Raw genomic sequence first — 17,727 nt, forward strand, 5'->3', positions numbered from 1 at the left:
CAAGCCCGGTCGCCATTTGCATAATGGTTACTTTTTACAGCAGGCAACAGAGCCGCGATATTTTGTTCATTTTATATATTGTTCTTTTGCCACAAAACAGATGGAAAAAACCACCATCATCATTTAATCTTCTTCAAGCCGAATCACTTTTTGCCGCACTTCTTCTATATTGCGCATTTTGTTGTCCCAGCATTTTTGGCTCAAATCGACCGGGTATTCTTCAGGATTGAGAATGCGTTTATATTCGTCCCACAACAGGTCCAAATTATCTCTCGCATATTGTTTGATCGCATCCAGCGGCGGAAGTTCGTATACGAGCCGCCCCTTTTCATAGATGGTTTCATGGATATTGATGGCTTCAAAGTTTGTGACATATTTGCTGATAAAGGTATGGACAGGATGAAACATCTTCAGCCGCTTTTCCGCTGCCGGATTTTCGTCCTGCATGGCAATATAGTCGCCCTCCAGCTTGTTTGTCCGTTTGTTTAAAATACGGAATACTTTTTTCAGCCCCGGTGTTGTCACTTTTTCGGCATTGCTTGAAATTTTAATCGTATCCTGCATTTCCCCGTTCCCGTCTTCGATGGATACCATTTTATATACCGCACCGAGCGCCGGCTGGTCAAATGCCGTAATCAGTTTCGTCCCAACGCCCCATGCATCAATTTTCGCACCCTGGGCTTTTAAATGGAAAATCGTATATTCATCCAAATCACTGGATGCAAAAATTTTCGCATCCGTAAATCCGGCTTCGTCGAGCATTTCCCGTGCCTTTTTCGATAAAAAAGCCATGTCGCCGCTGTCCAGGCGGATACCAAGAAAATTGATTTTATCGCCAAATTCTTTTGCCACTTTGATGGCGTTCGGCACGCCCGAACCCAGTGTATCATATGTATCGACAAGAAAAATGCAGTTCTTATACGTTTCCGCGTATTTTTTAAAAGCGGTGTAATCATCCCGGTATGCCTGTACCATCGCATGGGCGTGCGTGCCACTCGTCGGCATGCCGAACACTTTCCCGGCCCGGACATTACTTGTTCCGTCAAATCCGCCGATGTAAGCCGCTCGCGTTCCCCACACGGAAGCATCCAGTTCATGGGCGCGCCTTGAACCAAATTCGAACAAGGCAGCATCATCACCGGCGACTGACCGGATTCTCGCAGCCTTTGTCGCAATCAGCGTCTGGTAATTGATGATATTTAAAATGGCGGTTTCGATGATTTGTGCTTCAGCCAAAGACGTTTCCACCTGGATCAGCGGTTCGTTGCCAAAAACGAGTTCCCCTTCGCGGACGGAGCGCAACGTTCCGGTGAAGCGCATTTCTGACAAGTACTGCAAAAAATCCTCGCTGTAATGGCCGGTGCTGCGCAAATAGGCAATATCTTCTTCAGTGAAGTGAAAGTGGTTCAAATAATCCACAATTCGCTCAAGCCCCGCAAAGATGGCGTAGCCATTTCCGAACGGTATTTTTCTGAAAAATGCTTCGAACACCGCTTTCCGGTTGTGGATACCGTCTTTCCAATAGGCCTGCGCCATGTTGATTTGGTATAAGTCTGTGTGAAGCGCTAAACTGTCATCTTTAAAACGCATGCTCTCGAATCACTCCTACCTAATGGGTTTACCGCACTTCCGCTCCGAGCGAACCTTTAAAATGGCTTAATGCCCATTTGTGCCCGTCCGGATTAAAACTTGCCACCGCGTTTTCGTGGACCACCAGCTTGAATCCTTTATTGTAAGCATCCACTGCCGTATGCAGCACGCAAATGTCTGTGCATACCCCGCATAAATGGATTTCTTCTATGCCCCGTTCCCGCAGCCGCAGCTCCAGATCCGTCCCGCAAAAAGCGCTGTAGCGGGTTTTATCGATCACATGAACGTTTTTCTTCCCTTTCCACGCTGTAAAAAGCGGCTGCAGTTTCCCGTACAGGTCGCGCCCGGGTGTGCCTTTGAGATTATGGGGAGGGAACAATTTCGTTTCCGGATGATAAGGATCATCTTGTTCATGGCAGTCGATTGCGAAGACCACGTAATCGCCGTTTTCAAGGAATGACTTCGTAAGCGCCACAATGTTTTCTTCAATCTGCTGCCCCGGTTTGCCGCATGTCAACCGGCCGTCGTCAGCTACGAAGTCATTGGTATAATCAATATTGATTAACGCTTTTCGGGCACCCATATGGATCCTCCGTTCATTTTAAATTATCCTTATTGTACACGAAAGATGGCTTCCGGCAAAATGTTTCATGCCGGAAGTTTATGGATAACCTACACAGGCTGGACGATGCCGATACCAGGCTGATCAGAGAGCAGGACGTCCTCGCCGTCATAGGTTAAATGATCCGGTTCTTCAGACAACCAGAGTGGCGCGTCCAGATCCATATAGACAACATTCGGATGGGCGGCCGCAAAGTGGGCAGCTGCCGCCACGGAAAGTGATGGCTCCATCATGCTGCCAACCATGCATTTCACACCGTTTGCTTCTGCAATGTCGGCAATTTTCCACGCTTCAGAAATTCCGCCGCATTTCATCAGCTTAATATTGATAAGATCGGCAAATCGGCCCGCGATCAATTTCAGCGCGTCTTTTGCCGAAAACAGGCTTTCATCTGCCATGACCGGCAGCTTTGTTCTTTCCGTTACAAACTTTAACCCTTCCCAATCATCGGCACGTACCGGCTGTTCGACAAACTCAATCCCGAAATCCTTTTTTTCCAGCTCTTGTAAAATTTGCACCGCTTGCTTCGGTTCCCACGCCTGATTGGCATCAAGGCGCAGTTTGACATCAGGCGAAACAGCGCGCCGGACCGCTTCAATCCGTTCGAGATCGATTTCCGGATATGTGCCGACCTTGATTTTCAACAGATGAAACCCGGCCTCCACGCTTTTTTCCGCATCCCATGCCATTTTTTCGGGCGTATCCACTCCGATTGTCATGGAAGTCCGGAGATTTTTCTGCCCGCCAAGATAGGCATACAGTGGAATGTTTAACCATTTGCTGTATGCATCGTAAAGGGCAATGTCGGCAGCAGCTTTTGCACTTGTGTTGCCCGTACAGCACCGCTGCACTTTTTTCAGGGCTTCCTGGAAATCACGCAAATCATGCCCGGAGAGCGCCTCCTTGATAGGCCCTGCCGCAACAGACATGATGCTTTCGGTTGAATCGCCTGTAATGACAACAGTTGGCGCAGCTGCCCCTGTACCTTTTATGCCATTGTCCAGTGTGATTTCCACTTCAATGCTGTCAATTTCATTGGCTTGCCGCAATGCTGTTTTAAACGGAACGAGCAGCGGAATGTTCCGGTAATGCACTTGCACATCTTTTATGATCATGGCAGCTTCTTCCCTTCATCCTGGCATTTCAAAGCCAATTTATGCTGGTTTTATTATATCATTAATAACGGGCCGGTGATTTAAACCCCGCATCATTTTTGCCTGTATTTTTTTGTGTGAACTTTTCCCTGGTTGCCCGCGTCTATTCAAACGTGCTTATGGAGAGAAGGGACCATACATCCAAAAATAGAAACGGGATGGTGTCAGACCGGAATGAAAATCAGTAATCATGAAAAAAATGCTTTATGGCTGGCCGTATGGATGCTGGCCGTCTACCTTTCGCCAATGTTTATTCTTGGCGGCAATATGCATATCCGGGTCCACGACAACCTGGATTCGAATATCGCCTGGTACCGGGTGCTCGACCGCAGCGGAGAACTGTTTGGCCCTCTGAATGCAACGATTCCGCAAATCATGAACGGGTTGCCGCGAAATGCGTTCGGGACGGAATTCAGCGGAATCCAGTGGCTTTACGCCCTGTTCCCTCCGGTCATCGCTTATACATTTAGCCAGACGATTACAAGAGTCTTTGCTTTTTTAGGAATGTACCTGTTACTGAAACGGCATTTCGTGCAAGGGCAGGACGGTTACTTCATCAGGGTATGGGTTTCTCTTGCTTTTGCGATCACCCCGTTTTGGCCGTCCGGCATGTTAAGCACATTGGGGATGCCGCTTGCGCTTTGGGCTTTTTTAAACATCAGGAACCGGCAGGCCACATGGAAAGAGTGGCTGGCGCTGACCCTTTTGCCTTTTTACTCCAGCTTTGTGCTCGGGTTCTTCTTTTTTCTGGCGGCGATGGGACTTTTGTGGATACGGGATGTGCTTGTGAAACGGGAGCGCAACTGGCCGTTCTTTTTTGCAATCGGCTGGATGCTGGTGCTGTATTTAGGGATTGAATACCGGCTTGTGTATTCCCTTGTCTTTTCCCATGAGCCGACAAGCCGGAATGATTTTGTTAGCTCGAAACTCGGCTTTTGGCACACGCTCCGGCTTGCGCTAAAAAATTATGTGTTCGGGCATACACATGATATGACCGTGCACACGTTTGTCATTCTGCCGTTCTCTTTTATCGCCATGTGGCTGATTTATAAAACAAAAGCATGGAAAAAGGAAAAACGGTATGTGCAGCTTTTTATGCTGAATGCCGTTTTATCGCTCTGGTATGCTTTCTGGTTCAACAAGGCATGGGAACCGTTAAAAGAAAAGATCAGCCTGCTGAATACGTTTAACTTTGCACGGTTTCATTTTTTGCGGCCGCTTATCATTTATACGATGTTTGCAGTGGGGGCATGGTTTCTTTGGAAACGCGGCAGAAAGTGGAAGGCATTCGTAAAATTTTGCCTCATCGCCCAGGTGGTTGTCCTGTTTGCGTTTAATCCTGAAATTTATTATCGTGTTGCCGGGAAACCTTCGTTCAACCAGTTTTACGCGACGGGCCAGTTTCACGAAATCGGCCGCTATATCGGCAAACCGAAAAGCGCTTACCGCGTCGCCAGCATCGGGATCCATCCGGCCATTGCCCAGTACAACGGTTTCTACACCTTAGATTCTTACAATAATTATTATCCGTTGTCTTATAAAAGGAAATTCCGAAAAATCATTGCCGGGGAACTGGAGAAAAGCCCGCAATTAAAAACGTATTTTGACCAGTGGGGGAACCGCTGTTATATTTTTGTCAGCGAACTGGGCAAGCATTATGAATTCCGGAAAAACAGCGGCGTCAAAATCCATCATCTTGCCATCGATACAAAAGCGTTTGAAAAGCTTGGCGGGCGGTATATTTTCTCGGCTGTCCCGATCCAAAACGCAGAAGAAGAGCATTTGCGGTTTTTAAAAACTTTCCGCAATGCCGACTCGGCGTGGACCATTTATTTATACGAAGTAAAGTAAGCATCATGCTGGTAAAGGAGATGCTGTAGAATGAGTCAATATCCGAAATTAACGATTGTTGTTCCTTGTTATAATGAAGAAGCCGTATTGCATGAAACGATGAAGCAGCTGTCAGAGGTGCTCGAATCTCTGATCCAGTCCAAACTGATTGCAAAAGACAGCACGCTCTTGTTTGTCGATGACGGGAGCCGCGACAAAACCTGGCAGATCATTGAATCCGCTTCGGCCCGCCATCCGTTTGTAAAAGGCATTAAACTGTCGCGCAATGCCGGGCACCAGAATGCGCTGCTTGCAGGGCTTACGGTCGCCAGTGAGCATTCCGACTGCGTCATCTCCATTGATGCCGATTTGCAGGACGATATCCGGGCGATTCGGGATTTTATGGAAAAATATTGGCAAGGCTACGATATTGTATACGGCGTCCGCGACAGCCGGGAAACGGACACTTGGTTTAAACGGACAAGTGCGCAAGGGTTCTACTGGCTGATGGGAAAAATGGGGATTCAGCTCGTGCCGAACCATGCTGATTTCCGGCTGATGAGCAAGAGAACATTGGAGGAACTTTTAAAATATAAAGAAGCAAATCTGTTTTTGCGCGGGATTATCCCTTTGCTCGGGTTTCCTTCTACGAAAGTGTATTATGACCGAAAAGAGCGGATGGCCGGGGAATCAAAATATCCGTTAAAGAAAATGCTCGCTTTTGCCCTGGATGGCATTACGTCTTTCAGCATAACCCCGGTCCGCTTTGTGACGGCCCTCGGGTTTGTCACGTTTATTTTAAGTGCGTTTGTCGGCCTTTATGCCCTTATAGAGGAGCTTGCCGGCCATACCGTCTCCGGTTGGGCTTCCCTGATCATCTCTATTTGGCTCCTTGGCGGCCTAGAGTTGATGGCGGTGGGGCTGATCGGGGAATACATCGGCAAAATTTTTAAAGAAGTCAAAAGGCGCCCGCGCTATACCATTGAAACGAATTTATATAAAAACGAGAAATCTTCTTTCGTCTTAAGCCAAAACAGTGATACAATGAAAACTTGAAAACACAACTTACGAAAGGTTTGCTGGACCCATGCTCAAACAATATGCCGCTTTTCTTAAGTTTTGCATTGTCGGCGCCGGAAATACGCTTGTTGATTTTCTCGTATTTTTTCTGCTCACCTCCGTCCATGTGCCTTATCTGGTTGCACAGGCATGTTCTTATACGGCCGGCATGGCAAACAGCTATTTGCTGAACCGGTTTTGGACGTTTCAAGTAAGAAAAAAAGCAACATGGGCTGAAGCTTCACGGTTTATCGCCGTCAATTTAATTGTCTATGCGCTGACTTCCCTTCTGCTTTTCCTCTTTCACGAGCAGTGGGGCTGGCCGCTTTTATACGCGAAGATCATTGCCACACTGGCAGGGATGGCTGTCAATTTTCTTGGCACAAGGCTCTGGGTATTCCGTGAACACGCGGAATAACCGGGCCGGCATCCCTAAAAAAACCGGCTTGCCTTCTTTCTGTCACCTGTTCAGGCCCTTCATTTCGCGCCCACCACGCTTACGTTTGCCGCTTGCCTCACCCGCCATCATTAGCGGCTTATGGGCATAGCCTTCATTCCGCAATCACTTTTCTCAAACACTTCCCTCTATTTTGCAACCATCTTACTTACGGTTTATACGCTTCCCTTCATTTCGCAATCACCCCGTACAGGACTCATGCCGCTTCCCTTCTTTTCGGCTTTTGCCATTTCAACACCCCTGTTCATTTGTAAGCATACACAAAGCGTGTATGAGAAACAGAAAAAAGAGGCTCCCGGTCACTTCCCGGGAGCCTCATTAAAAATGTAACGATCTAAAACATGAACCGAAACATGGAATGGTACAGTTTTGAACGTCTGTAAAAGCCGTTATCCCAGCATTTTCAGGCGCTTATTACATCATGCCGCCCATGCCCATGTCAGGGGCGCCGCCGCCTGCAGGTGCCGGCGGTTCAGGTTTGTCGGCAACAACTGCTTCTGTTGTAAGCAGCATTGCAGCAACAGATGCAGCATTTTGAAGTGCGGAACGGGTTACTTTCGTCGGGTCCACGATACCCGCTTCAATCATGTTGACCCATTCTCCATTGGCGGCATTGTAACCAATGCCGACATCTTCTTTTTTCAGGCGTTCGACAATGACTGAACCTTCAAGGCCGGCATTTTCCGCGATTTGGCGTACAGGTTCTTCTAAAGCGCGTGCAACGATATTGATGCCTGTTTGAACATCGCCTTCTGCTTGAATGGAAGCAACTTTCTTGATGACATTGATCAGCGCCGTGCCACCACCAGCTACAATGCCTTCTTCAACAGCAGCGCGCGTAGAGTTCAAAGCATCTTCAATGCGCAGTTTGCGTTCTTTTAATTCGGTTTCTGTCGCAGCACCGACTTTGATGACCGCTACGCCGCCGGCCAGTTTTGCAAGGCGTTCTTGTAATTTTTCACGGTCAAATTCGGAAGTCGTTTCTTCCAATTGCATGCGGATTTGGTTTACACGTGCGGAAATTGCAGCAGAGTCGCCTGCCCCTTCAACGATTGTCGTTGTTTCTTTTGTAACAACCACTTTTCCGGCACGGCCGAGTTGGTCAATGGTTGCAGATTTCAAATCAAGGCCGAGTTCTTCTGTGATCACTTCGCCGCCTGTCAGGGTTGCAATATCTTCGAGCATCGCTTTGCGGCGGTCACCGAAGCCAGGCGCTTTTACCGCAACGGCATTGAATGTGCCGCGCAGTTTGTTGACAACGAGTGTTGCAAGAGCTTCCCCTTCAACATCTTCCGCAATCAGCAACAACGGTTTGCCTTGTTGGACAACTTGTTCCAGAACAGGCAGGATTTCCTGGATATTGGAAATCTTCTTGTCTGTAATTAAGATGTAAGGGTTATCCAGAACAGCTTCCATTTTGTCGGAATCCGTTACCATGTAAGGCGATGCATAGCCACGGTCGAACTGCATTCCTTCCACAACGTCCAATTCCGTTGAGAAGCCTTTTGATTCTTCAATGGTAATAACGCCATCGTTGCCCACGCGTTCCATTGCTTCAGCGATCAATTCGCCGACTTCTTCGTCAGCAGAGGAAATTGCAGCAACTTGGGCGATGGAAGCTTTGCCTTCGATTGGTTTCGAAATGGCTTTTAATTCTTCGACAGCAGCCGCAACTGCTTTTTCAATCCCTTTGCGGATGCCAACCGGGTTTGCACCTGCTGTTACGTTTTTCAGGCCTTCACGGATCATTGCCTGTGCCAGAACAGTTGCAGTGGTTGTACCGTCACCAGCTACATCGTTCGTTTTGCTGGCCACTTCGGAGACAAGTTTGGCACCCATGTTTTCAAACGCGTCTTCGAGTTCAATTTCTTTTGCGATCGTGACACCGTCATTTGTGATCAGCGGAGAACCGAATTTCTTTTCCAGAACGACGTTACGTCCTTTCGGGCCCAATGTCACTTTTACAGCATCTGCCAGTTTATCCACACCACGAAGCATACCGCGGCGGGCTTCTTCGCCGAATTTAATTTCTTTTGCCATTTATAAAACCTCCTCATGTCATATCGTTATTTCTATGTTTCAACAAGCCAGGCTTATTCCACAACCGCCAGAATATCGCTTTCACGAAGGATTAAGTATTCTTTTCCGTCATATTTCACTTCAGTGCCGGCATATTTCGAGAAGATGATGCGGTCGCCTACTGCTACATCGATGGCAACACGTTCACCGTTATCAAGGGTACGCCCGGAACCGACAGCCACAACTTTGCCTTCCTGTGGCTTTTCTTTTGCCGTGTCAGGCAGGACAATACCGCTTGCTGTTTTTTCTTCCGATTCAACTAATTCAATGACAACGCGATCACCCAGTGGTTTTAACACGTGAAACAACCTCCTTAATTCGTATTATGTAAAATTTTGTCCATTATTAGCACTCGCATAAGTTGAGTGCTAACACATTTATTATAATAAATAATTCCTTGCTTTTTTGCAAGTCTCTCATCCAACTTTTTTTATTTTTTTCGGGCCCTGCATCCTTTAAAGAGCCCCGTCAAAGGATGCCGGTTGCGCGCCTCCATTTCAGCCGCTTGCCCTTTTATAAGTATGCTTGATCACCATCCGGATATGCAACTGAAAAGGCTGGCTCTGCGCACGGCATTTGAACCCCGCCCGGTTCAATAGTACAATGAACATATTGGACGAATTTGCGATCCTTTAAACTTTGAACTGGCAAGAAAGGAAAAGAACGCGTGAAAAAAGAGTATGTGTATATTCTCGTGACGTACATCCTTATGCTGCTGTCCGGCGCCGTCGGGTATCCGTTGCTCTACTATGCCGGGGTGAACGTTTTCCACGAACCGGCAGACAGCATGCGGACATTGACGCCCCCGCTTTGGACCGTCATCAGCTTTATCATCGGGCTGATCATCGTCCTGTACTTTTTAAGAAAAGCCGCAAAGAAAGAAACAGACCGGACTGAACCGCTTCCGGCCGCGCCATCCGCCATATGGGCAATAGGCGGCGTCTTTCTTTGTTTCTTTGCCCAGACTGCAGCCGCGATCATTGAATCATTATTCGGTGCCCCGGCTGCCTCCAACAATACGCAGCAAATCATGGCGCTGATTGAAAGATTTCCGCTCGTCATCCTCATCAGCTCGATCGCAGGGCCGATTCTCGAGGAAATCGTTTTTCGGAAAATCATTTTCGGCACGCTGCGCAGGCGCTTTTCATTCCTTTTATCCGGTATTGTCAGCTCGGTTATTTTCGGACTCGCGCATACCGAACCGAGCCACTTGTTTTTATATTCCCTTTTAGGGCTGACGCTCGCTTATTTATACGAGAAAACAAACCGGATCACCGTTTCCATGTTTGCGCATGTTTCCATGAACACGATTGTGGTCGTGAGGCTGCTTTTGCACCCGTCCGTTCTGCAGACATCCGTACATGAAATTTACAGCTCAATTGGAGGACTTCTATGATGAGACCACTTTTTTCAGGGATTGTAAACTGCCTGCTCGGGGCTTTGTTCACTTATTTTGCCATTCAGCAGGTACAAGTGGGCGGCTGGGGCTTTTTTTCTTATTTACTGCTGTTGATTGCAACATTGGATCTGGGTTCCGGCATCAGGCTGATCTTTCTCCATTTCAAGCTGAAAAACTCAGTGAAAAAATAAAAGCCGTTTTCCGGCTCCGTCCGGAAAACGGCTTTCTTATTCAGAAGCAATCGTCTGTTCATCCATTGGCATTTCTTTTGCCGCTTTTTTGGCATTGCGGTACGCCATTTTCGAAATCAGTGTGCTTGCTTCATACAGCAAAACGAGTGGAACAAAGGTAATCAGCTGCGAAAACACGTCCGGCGGGGTGATGATGCCGGCAGCTGCAATCAAAGCAAGATACGCATATTTTCTTACCTTTTTCAACAGTCTCGGCGTAATGATGCCAAGCCGGGTCAGAAACAGGACCACGACCGGCATTTGGAACACAAAGCCAAACGGAAGCGTGATCTCTAGCAGAAACTGAATATACTCCCGGATCCCGATCACCGCACGAATGCCCATTTCATTTGACAAGCCCATCATAAACTTCACCATCAGCGGACAAAGCACGAAATAGGAAAAAGAAACGCCGGCTATAAAAAGCAAGATGGAAACAGGAATGTAACTTAATGTCAGTTTCTTTTCTTTCTCATACAGCCCCGGGCTTATAAACGCCCAAAGCTGGTACAAAATCACCGGCAGGGTCAATAGGCATGCGATCACAACCGAAACTTCCATAAAAACCTTAATAGGATCGGTTACCCTGAAGGCATTCATCGTGAACATGCCGGCATTTTTGGCATGCTGCAAATAACGTATAACAGGTTTTGCGGTAAAAAAGCCAACAACCAGGGCAAACAGAAAGAAAATGAGAACGGTAATTAACCGCTTTCTCAATTCCTGGATGTGTCCGGTAACCGGCATTTTTTTCGTATTCATCGCCGTTCCCCTTTAAGTGCCGGCGTTGAATCCGCCCTTTTCCCTTTGCACGCCACAGCCAAATCCGGCCATTGCCATTTGCGCCTGCATTCCGTTTTCAATCGGGCCACCCCCTGTACCCACTATGATAACGGAAAAAAAGCTTTTTGGCTATGGCTTCGCAACCGGCTCTTTTGTTTCTTTCAAATTTTCTTCATCATTTGAATAATGTTTTAAAAAGTAGATCAGTGCCTGCAGTTCCACGGCCAGGTCAATATGATGGACGCGGATATCCGGCGGCACGTTCAGCCGGGCAGGTGTAAAGTTTAAAACGCCTTTTACATTTGTACTGGCAAGCTCGTCTGTCACTGCCTGGGCACTGGAAGCGGGGACCGTCAAAATCACAACCGTCACATCTTCCGCGCAAAGCCGTTCTCTTAATTCGTCCATGCTGTAAACAGGCACATTGCCAACATGGCTCCCCACCTTCCCGGGGTCATTGTCAAATGCCATCACAATCCGTGCGCTGTTATTCTTCGAAAAATTGTAATTCAAAAGGGCTGTACCGAGGTTCCCAACGCCAACCAGCGCTACATCTGTGATCTCATCCTGGTTCAGCGTCTTGCCGAAAAAAGACAATAAATATTTTACATTATAACCATAACCTTTTTTTCCAAGTGCCCCGAAGTAGGAAAAATCCCTGCGTATCGTAGCGGAGTCGACTTTCACCGCTTCACTCAGTTCCGCCGAGGATACCCTTTGCTTGCCAAGTGTATATAAATTTCTCAGGTACCGGTAATATAATGGAAGCCGTTTTGCAGTGGCTTGCGGTATTTTTACTGATTCATCCTTCATGTGAAATCCCCCAAGTTGAAAGCTTAAGTTTTTTGTGCTGTTGGTTCCAATCGTGCGTCCATTCCAGAATGGCAGCGCTGCCATTCTTCATTATAATATTACTCCTATCTGAGCAAAGAAAAAATATGTTTTAAAAAAATGCCTGCATGCGCCTTTTTCTCTCTCCAACTATGTTAAATATATCACAAGTAAGCATTTTTTTCATGGGTTTTTACGAATTTATGTGAAAAGTTTTTTGACAAATTCCGATCACGCCGGTTGAGTTGCAGTTCGCCTTCCTGTACACTTACAATGGTATAGAGGTGAACATAAAGATGATGTTGCTGCAAGTTCAACAAGTCACAAAATATTATGGCGCTGAACTTATTTTATCGGATATAAAATTAGAAATTCAAACAAAAGACCGGATTGCCTTGGTCGGGAGAAACGGGGCCGGCAAATCGACCCTCCTGAAAATCATCGCCGGCCAGCTTTCTTATGATGAAGGTTCCATCATTATGCCGAATGGTGTCGAAATCGGTTATCTCGCCCAAAATACCGGACTCGAATCGGATCTGTCCATTTGGGACGAAATGATGTCGGTTTTTAAAAATTTGCTGGATATGGAAAAACAGCTTCGCGAATACGAACAAAAAATGGCCGACCCTAAGATTTATAACCGCCCGGCGGAGTATGAAAAAGTGCTGCATGCTTATGATACTTTGCAGACACGTTTTAAAGATGAAGGCGGATATCAGATCGAAGCGGATATCCGGTCAGTTCTGCATGGCTTCCGTTTTGACCAGTACGACTACAACACCCCGATCCGGACATTAAGCGGCGGGCAAAAAACACGCCTTGCATTGGCGAAATTGCTGCTCACAAAGCCGGACATCCTCATTTTGGATGAGCCGACAAACCATCTCGATATCGAAACGCTCACCTGGCTGGAGCAATATTTACAAGGCTATGAAGGCGCCATTCTGATCGTGTCCCATGACCGTTATTTTCTGGATAAAGTCGTCAACCAGGTCTATGAAATTTCAAGGCATTCCATTAAAAAATACCACGGCAACTACAGCCGGTATCTGGAACAAAAAGCCGCCCAGTACGAGCGAGAGGTCAAACAATATGAAAAGCAGCAGGAAGAAGTTGCGAAATTGCAGGCATTCATCCAAAAAAACATTGCCCGTGCCACCACGACAAAGCGGGCGCAAAGTAGGAGGAAACAACTGGAAAAAATGGAATTGATGGACAAGCCGCTTGGCGATGAAAAATCTGCCCGGTTTTCGTTTGAAATTGCCAAACAAAGCGGGAACGAAGTCCTTCATGTCCGGGATGCTGCCATCGGCTACGACGGGGAGCCGGTTGCCAAAAACATCCATCTTTCAGTCAAAAAACAAGACAGTGTTGCCCTTGTCGGCCCGAACGGCATCGGCAAGTCAACGCTTTTGAAATCGATTATCCGGAGAATCCCGCTGATATCCGGCACGATCGAATATGGCTCCAACGTTATGACCGGCTATTACGATCAAGAACTGGCCGACTTATCTTCCAATAAAACGGTCCTCCGGGAATTATGGGATACATACCCGCTGAAAACAGAAAAAGAAATCCGCACGGCACTCGGGAATTTTCTTTTTTCCGGCGATGACGTTTTAAAAACCGTCTCATCCTTAAGCGGCGGCGAAAAAGCCCGGCTTGCCCTCGCCAAATTGATGCTGGAAAAGGCGAACTTTCTAATTTTAGATGAACCGACAAACCACCTTGATTTGGACAGTAAAGAAGTACTGGAAAATGCGCTCATCGATTACCCGGGAACGATTTTGTTCATTTCCCACGACCGCTATTTCATTAACCGGATTGCCACAAAAGTGGTGGAGCTCTCGCCGGAGGGAACCCGTGAATTTCTCGGCGACTATGATTATTATGTGCAAAAAAAAGAAGAAATGCTGGAAATTGCACGCCTGGAAAACACGAAACAAGAAAAGGTTAAAGCGGAACAGCCGGCGAAAAACAACTACCGGCAGGATAAAGAAGCAAAAAAACGCGAGCGGCAAAAAAAGCGGAGGATTGAAGAAATTGAAACAAGAATTGAAACGTTGGAAACAGAAATTCATGACCGGGAAGAAAAAATGGCCGACCCGGAAATCTTTCAGGACCATATTAAAATCCGCGAGCTGACAGAAGAACTGGAGCAACGGAAATTGGAGCTGGACGCGCTGATGGAAGAATGGGCAGAACTGGCGGAGTAATGTTTGGACCTGTGTGGAAATTTTCTGCACAGGTTTTTATTTTGGCATCTCGCGCCATGCACAGATTTATGCACAGGCGGTATATTGATTTCTTGCTTTCCAAAACGTTTTTCCACAAAATCCACAATTATCAACAGATTTATCCACAATACCCACAACCTGTCCGGAAAAAATTTTAAAAGTTTTACACAAGTCCAATCATTTATCAACAACTTTTCCACAGATTGTGCACAATTCCCCTGCATATCTCCAAAAAAACCGGTGTATGGACGATTCCCATACACCGGTTTTTCACAACCCTGTTTAAAAGTTTTCAATGTCCAGCCCGGGATAAGCATTTAAGTCAAGGGAGCTTCTTTTTCCCTTTTCAAAAAGCACCGTCCCGCATGCGGCAATCATCGCCGCATTGTCTGTGCATAACTGGATCGGCGGGATGCGCAACGCCACTTCAGGGAGATCCCGGAATGCTTCTGAAAGGGCAGCGCGCAATCCTTTGTTCGCGGCAACACCGCCGGCGACCAGCACTTCTTTGACGCCAAACGCTTTTACCGCCTCCACGGTTTTACCGACCAATACATCAATCACACTTTGCTGGAAGCTTGCGGCCATATCTTCAGGCCGGATGCTTTCCCCGCGCTGCGCGGCATTATGGAGGGTGTTAATGACGGCTGATTTGAGCCCGCTGAAACTGAAATCATAAGTCCCTTCCAGCCAGGATCGCGGCAAATCAACATTTGGCTTTCCTTCATGGGCAAGCCGGTCAATCTGCGGACCGCCCGGATAAGGAAGGTTCAACGTTCGTGCTACTTTGTCATAAGCTTCCCCTGCCGCATCATCTCTCGTTTCGCCGATTACTTCAAACTCGGCATGGCCCTTCATCAGCACAAGCTCCGTATGACCGCCTGAAACGACAAGCGCAAGCAGCGGAAACTTCATTTCATGCCCGATCCGGTTCGCATAAATATGGCCGGCAATATGATGGACACCGACAAGTGGAATCTGATGCGCGAAACTGAGCGCCTTTGCGGCATTGACGCCAACAAGCAACGCGCCCACAAGCCCGGGCCCTTCTGTCACGGCGATCGCATCCAGGTCTTTAAAAGCCGCGTCTGCCTGCTGCATCGCTTCCTCAATGACAATGGTAATTTGCTCGACATGGTGGCGGGATGCAAGCTCTGGCACCACCCCGCCGAACCGTTTGTGGCTTTCAATCTGGGAAGCGACCACATTGGAAACAATTTCCGTCCCGTTTTTAATGACAGCTGCAGCCGTTTCATCGCAGCTCGTTTCTATGCCTAATACCAACAAATCTTTTTCCATTTATAAATTCACCCACATCACAATTGCGTCTTCATAATTATCCGTGTAATAGCCTTTCCGGATGCCGCCTTCCCGAAATCCGAGCTTCCTGTATAAGGAGCGCGCAATCATATTGCTGACGCGTACCTCCAGGCTGAGCGTTTTGGCATGGTTCAATGCGGCGTAAGCCATCACATTTTTTAACAGCGTCTCTCCCAGTTTCCGGCCTCGGTACTCCGGGAGCACCGCAAGATTGGTCACATGCGCCTCATCGACAATGACCCACACGCCGCAATAACCGATAACCTTTTCATTCTCGACAAGCACAAGATACATGGCAAAATGATTATGAACCAGTTCGTTGTAAAATGCTTCACGTGTCCACGGCATTGTAAAAGAATGCATCTCCACATTGTAAATTCCGTCCAAATCTGCAAGCGTGGCTTTTCGCAGCGTTATTTTCCCCGTTTTTTCCATTTTTAGTGACTCTCCCGTTTATGCTTTTCAAGCCATTTGGCTTCTGCCTCTACTAACCGTATGTAATTTGGAACGAAAGTGTGTATCTCCGCGTCCGGTTCATCCATCCCAAGCCTGGCCAGTTCGCCCGGCCTCGGATTATGCAGGGTCCAATCTGCTACCGCCATTTTATCTCCCAGCTTCTTCGCAAGAACGGCTTCATGAAGGGCAACATGCTGGCCGATCAATAATACGGGCGCCTCAAGCGCACTTAACCGGGTTCCCCATTCAGCGGATGATACATTGCAATCTTCCACTACTGTTTGCAAAACCCCGTTTTCATAGCGGTACAAACCGGTATAAATCCGCCCTCTGCGCGCATCAAAAAGCGGGGAAATATACCCGTCAAAATAACGGCCGGACGCCGCCAACAACTTCAGGCTGGAAACCCCCACCAATGGAATTTGAAGGCTCCAGGCCATCGTTTTTGCGATCGTGACGCCAATCCGTATGCCGGTGTAAGATCCGGGCCCTTTTGCCACCACAATCTTATCCAGCTCAGCCGGTTTTATCCCGCACGCCTCCATGACTTCCTGCACAGCCGGCATCACGCGGACACTATGATTTTTTTTCAAATTTGTCATATATTCGGCCAGCACAACATGATCATCGGCCAATGAAACGCCCAGCACTTCATTTGAAGTATCGATTGCCAAAACTTTCATCCAAAAATCTCCTCACATAATGATACATAACGGTCCCCAAACGGTTCCGCTTCAATAAGCCTGCGGTCTCCTTCAAGGCGGAGAATGCGGATTTCCAAATAGCTCTCAGGCAACAGATCTTTGATAAAATGTGCCCACTCCACAACCGTCACGCCATCACCTTCAAAATATTCATCAAAACCAAGGTCCTCCTGCGCATCCTCCAAACGGTATACGTCCATATGATACAGCGGCAGGTTCCCCCGGTACTCTTTTATAATGGTAAAAGTCGGGCTGTTCACGGTACGGCGAATGCCCAGCCCGTTCGCAATCCCTTTTGTAAAAGTCGTTTTTCCTGCCCCCAGGTCACCCTCCAGCAAAAGGACATCCCCCGGTTTCAGATGGGCAGCCATTTTTTCTGCAAAAGAAAAAGTCTCTTCAGGGCTGTTGGAAACGAAACGATAACTCCCCATTTGCCGCCTCTCCTCTACAACTTTATCGCAAATTGCCGCCAATCCAAAGTACGGCGCGCCTTATAAAAAAAGCCTTAGGAATGTTCCTAAGGATGCTCCAATCCAATTCTAGTTTAACCGATTTTGGATAAATACGCAAAAACAGGATGAAAAATATAAAGAACAAGCAGTCAAACCACTGCTTGTTCTGATCGATTGCGGGGGCAGGATTTGAACCTGCGACCTTCGGGTTATGAGCCCGACGAGCTACCAGACTGCTCCACCCCGCGATAATAATATATTCAGGCCCGGCAGCGTCCTACTCTCGCAGGGGGAAACCCCCAACTACCATCGGCGCTGGAAAGCTTAACTTCCGTGTTCGGGATGGGAACGGGTGTGACCTTTCCGCCATCGCCACCGGACCTTAATGACAAAAAATATTATAACACAGTTGCTGTTATTTATCAAGAGAAATAATTGTATTCCTTCAAAACCGGATGGGAGAAAAAACTGTAAACGGAGAATGGCTTCGGTTTCTAACCTTGAAAATTGTCTAGCTCCAGCGC

At 47.5% G+C, this 17,727-nt stretch carries 17 protein-coding genes, 1 tRNA gene and 1 rRNA gene; 6 read left to right on the plus strand and 13 right to left on the minus strand.

The features are described from left to right. Positions 1 to 123: 123 nt before the first annotated feature. From P9687_RS06305 to P9687_RS06315, 3 genes are all read right to left on the minus strand, one after another. Positions 124 to 1,590 (minus strand): nicotinate phosphoribosyltransferase, encoded by a 1,467-nt coding sequence (locus P9687_RS06305; protein ID WP_061565641.1) that lies wholly within the window; start codon positions 1,588 to 1,590, stop codon positions 124 to 126. A 28-nt stretch (positions 1,591 to 1,618) separates the two neighbouring features. Next, entirely contained in the window at positions 1,619 to 2,173 is a 555-nt protein-coding gene (locus tag P9687_RS06310) for a cysteine hydrolase family protein (protein WP_014096834.1), read from the minus strand. Between the two features lie 89 nt (positions 2,174 to 2,262). Next, positions 2,263 to 3,327, minus strand: a complete 1,065-nt coding sequence (locus tag P9687_RS06315; RefSeq protein WP_014096833.1) for a dipeptide epimerase — start codon at positions 3,325 to 3,327, stop codon at positions 2,263 to 2,265. Positions 3,328 to 3,540: 213 nt separating this feature from the next. Between P9687_RS06315 and P9687_RS06320 the strand changes: the two genes are divergently transcribed. From P9687_RS06320 to P9687_RS06330, 3 genes are read left to right on the plus strand one after another with little or no spacing between them, the layout of a single operon-like run. Continuing rightward, positions 3,541 to 5,217, plus strand: coding sequence for a DUF6044 family protein (locus P9687_RS06320; RefSeq protein WP_061565642.1), 1,677 nt, complete (start codon positions 3,541 to 3,543; stop codon positions 5,215 to 5,217). Positions 5,218 to 5,247: 30 nt separating this feature from the next. Next, the gene (locus P9687_RS06325; RefSeq protein WP_014096831.1) at positions 5,248 to 6,252 is read left to right on the plus strand and encodes a glycosyltransferase family 2 protein; all 1,005 of its coding nucleotides are present in this window, start codon (positions 5,248 to 5,250) and stop codon (positions 6,250 to 6,252) included. A 31-nt stretch (positions 6,253 to 6,283) separates the two neighbouring features. Further along, complete coding sequence (locus P9687_RS06330) at positions 6,284 to 6,673, plus strand: GtrA family protein (protein ID WP_014096830.1); 390 nt, start codon at positions 6,284 to 6,286, stop codon at positions 6,671 to 6,673. A 453-nt stretch (positions 6,674 to 7,126) separates the two neighbouring features. Here the strand turns inward: P9687_RS06330 and groL are convergent, their stop codons facing one another. After that, complete coding sequence (gene groL / locus P9687_RS06335) at positions 7,127 to 8,752, minus strand: chaperonin GroEL (protein WP_014096829.1); 1,626 nt, start codon at positions 8,750 to 8,752, stop codon at positions 7,127 to 7,129. A 53-nt stretch (positions 8,753 to 8,805) separates the two neighbouring features. Beyond that, the gene (gene groES / locus P9687_RS06340) at positions 8,806 to 9,090 is read right to left on the minus strand and encodes a co-chaperone GroES (RefSeq protein ID WP_014096828.1); all 285 of its coding nucleotides are present in this window, start codon (positions 9,088 to 9,090) and stop codon (positions 8,806 to 8,808) included. 368 nt (positions 9,091 to 9,458) lie between these two features. Here groES and P9687_RS06345 point away from each other — a divergent pair, with 368 nt between their 5' ends. Continuing rightward, complete coding sequence (locus tag P9687_RS06345; protein WP_014096827.1) at positions 9,459 to 10,187, plus strand: CPBP family intramembrane glutamic endopeptidase; 729 nt, start codon at positions 9,459 to 9,461, stop codon at positions 10,185 to 10,187. Beyond that, complete coding sequence (locus P9687_RS06350; protein ID WP_013860661.1) at positions 10,184 to 10,381, plus strand: YdiK family protein; 198 nt, start codon at positions 10,184 to 10,186, stop codon at positions 10,379 to 10,381. Before P9687_RS06345 ends, P9687_RS06350 begins: the two co-directional genes overlap by 4 nt. Before the next feature lie 36 nt (positions 10,382 to 10,417). Here P9687_RS06350 and tatC read toward each other — a convergent pair whose 3' ends face one another. Together tatC and P9687_RS06360 are read right to left on the minus strand one after the other, a co-directional pair. Continuing rightward, positions 10,418 to 11,182 (minus strand): twin-arginine translocase subunit TatC, encoded by a 765-nt coding sequence (gene tatC / locus P9687_RS06355; protein WP_014096826.1) that lies wholly within the window; start codon positions 11,180 to 11,182, stop codon positions 10,418 to 10,420. A 150-nt stretch (positions 11,183 to 11,332) separates the two neighbouring features. Further along, positions 11,333 to 12,016, minus strand: coding sequence for a redox-sensing transcriptional repressor Rex (locus tag P9687_RS06360; protein ID WP_014096825.1), 684 nt, complete (start codon positions 12,014 to 12,016; stop codon positions 11,333 to 11,335). Positions 12,017 to 12,330: 314 nt separating this feature from the next. Between P9687_RS06360 and P9687_RS06365 the strand changes: the two genes are divergently transcribed. Beyond that, a complete protein-coding gene (locus P9687_RS06365; RefSeq protein ID WP_035190160.1) occupies positions 12,331 to 14,250 on the plus strand; it encodes an ABC-F family ATP-binding cassette domain-containing protein in 1,920 nt (639 codons plus the stop codon). Between the two features lie 303 nt (positions 14,251 to 14,553). On the opposite strand, the gene tsaD is transcribed toward P9687_RS06365, so the two are convergent. The 6 genes from tsaD to rrf all read right to left on the minus strand — a co-directional run bounded on the left by tsaD (position 14,554) and on the right by rrf (position 17,583). Beyond that, positions 14,554 to 15,570 (minus strand): tRNA (adenosine(37)-N6)-threonylcarbamoyltransferase complex transferase subunit TsaD, encoded by a 1,017-nt coding sequence (tsaD, locus tag P9687_RS06370; RefSeq protein WP_017550684.1) that lies wholly within the window; start codon positions 15,568 to 15,570, stop codon positions 14,554 to 14,556. Next, positions 15,571 to 16,026 (minus strand): ribosomal protein S18-alanine N-acetyltransferase, encoded by a 456-nt coding sequence (gene rimI / locus P9687_RS06375; RefSeq protein WP_014096821.1) that lies wholly within the window; start codon positions 16,024 to 16,026, stop codon positions 15,571 to 15,573. Positions 16,027 to 16,028: 2 nt separating this feature from the next. Then, positions 16,029 to 16,730, minus strand: coding sequence for a tRNA (adenosine(37)-N6)-threonylcarbamoyltransferase complex dimerization subunit type 1 TsaB (gene tsaB / locus P9687_RS06380; RefSeq protein ID WP_014096820.1), 702 nt, complete (start codon positions 16,728 to 16,730; stop codon positions 16,029 to 16,031). Further along, positions 16,727 to 17,182, minus strand: a complete 456-nt coding sequence (tsaE, locus tag P9687_RS06385) for a tRNA (adenosine(37)-N6)-threonylcarbamoyltransferase complex ATPase subunit type 1 TsaE (RefSeq protein ID WP_014096819.1) — start codon at positions 17,180 to 17,182, stop codon at positions 16,727 to 16,729. The genes tsaB and tsaE overlap by 4 nt, the downstream gene beginning before the upstream one ends. A 195-nt stretch (positions 17,183 to 17,377) precedes the next feature. Further along, positions 17,378 to 17,451, minus strand: a tRNA-Met gene (locus tag P9687_RS06390). A 16-nt stretch (positions 17,452 to 17,467) separates the two neighbouring features. Next, positions 17,468 to 17,583 (minus strand): 5S ribosomal RNA (rrf, locus tag P9687_RS06395). Between the last annotated feature and the right edge of the window lie 144 nt (positions 17,584 to 17,727).

The sequence above is a fragment of the Weizmannia sp. CD-2023 genome, assembly GCF_036225245.1.
In the GTDB taxonomy this organism is placed as follows: domain Bacteria; phylum Bacillota; class Bacilli; order Bacillales; family Bacillaceae_C; genus Weizmannia; species Weizmannia faecalis.

Excerpts from the sequence above, each read along its gene's own strand:
- P9687_RS06315 (WP_014096833.1), bottom strand. The coding sequence starts at position 3,327 with ATGATCATAAAAGATGTGCAAGTGCATTACCGGAACATTCCGCTGCTC.
- tatC (WP_014096826.1), bottom strand. The coding sequence starts at position 11,182 with ATGAATACGAAAAAAATGCCGGTTACCGGACACATCCAGGAATTGAGA.
- groL (WP_014096829.1), bottom strand. The coding sequence starts at position 8,752 with ATGGCAAAAGAAATTAAATTCGGCGAAGAAGCCCGCCGCGGTATGCTT.
- P9687_RS06365 (WP_035190160.1), top strand. The coding sequence starts at position 12,331 with ATGATGTTGCTGCAAGTTCAACAAGTCACAAAATATTATGGCGCTGAA.
- P9687_RS06360 (WP_014096825.1), bottom strand. The coding sequence starts at position 12,016 with ATGAAGGATGAATCAGTAAAAATACCGCAAGCCACTGCAAAACGGCTT.
- P9687_RS06330 (WP_014096830.1), top strand. The coding sequence starts at position 6,284 with ATGCTCAAACAATATGCCGCTTTTCTTAAGTTTTGCATTGTCGGCGCC.
- tsaB (WP_014096820.1), bottom strand. The coding sequence starts at position 16,730 with ATGAAAGTTTTGGCAATCGATACTTCAAATGAAGTGCTGGGCGTTTCA.
- P9687_RS06320 (WP_061565642.1), top strand. The coding sequence starts at position 3,541 with ATGAAAATCAGTAATCATGAAAAAAATGCTTTATGGCTGGCCGTATGG.
- P9687_RS06325 (WP_014096831.1), top strand. The coding sequence starts at position 5,248 with ATGAGTCAATATCCGAAATTAACGATTGTTGTTCCTTGTTATAATGAA.
- tsaD (WP_017550684.1), bottom strand. The coding sequence starts at position 15,570 with ATGGAAAAAGATTTGTTGGTATTAGGCATAGAAACGAGCTGCGATGAA.
- rimI (WP_014096821.1), bottom strand. The coding sequence starts at position 16,026 with ATGGAAAAAACGGGGAAAATAACGCTGCGAAAAGCCACGCTTGCAGAT.
- P9687_RS06310 (WP_014096834.1), bottom strand. The coding sequence starts at position 2,173 with ATGGGTGCCCGAAAAGCGTTAATCAATATTGATTATACCAATGACTTC.
- P9687_RS06350 (WP_013860661.1), top strand. The coding sequence starts at position 10,184 with ATGATGAGACCACTTTTTTCAGGGATTGTAAACTGCCTGCTCGGGGCT.
- P9687_RS06305 (WP_061565641.1), bottom strand. The coding sequence starts at position 1,590 with ATGCGTTTTAAAGATGACAGTTTAGCGCTTCACACAGACTTATACCAA.
- tsaE (WP_014096819.1), bottom strand. The coding sequence starts at position 17,182 with ATGGGGAGTTATCGTTTCGTTTCCAACAGCCCTGAAGAGACTTTTTCT.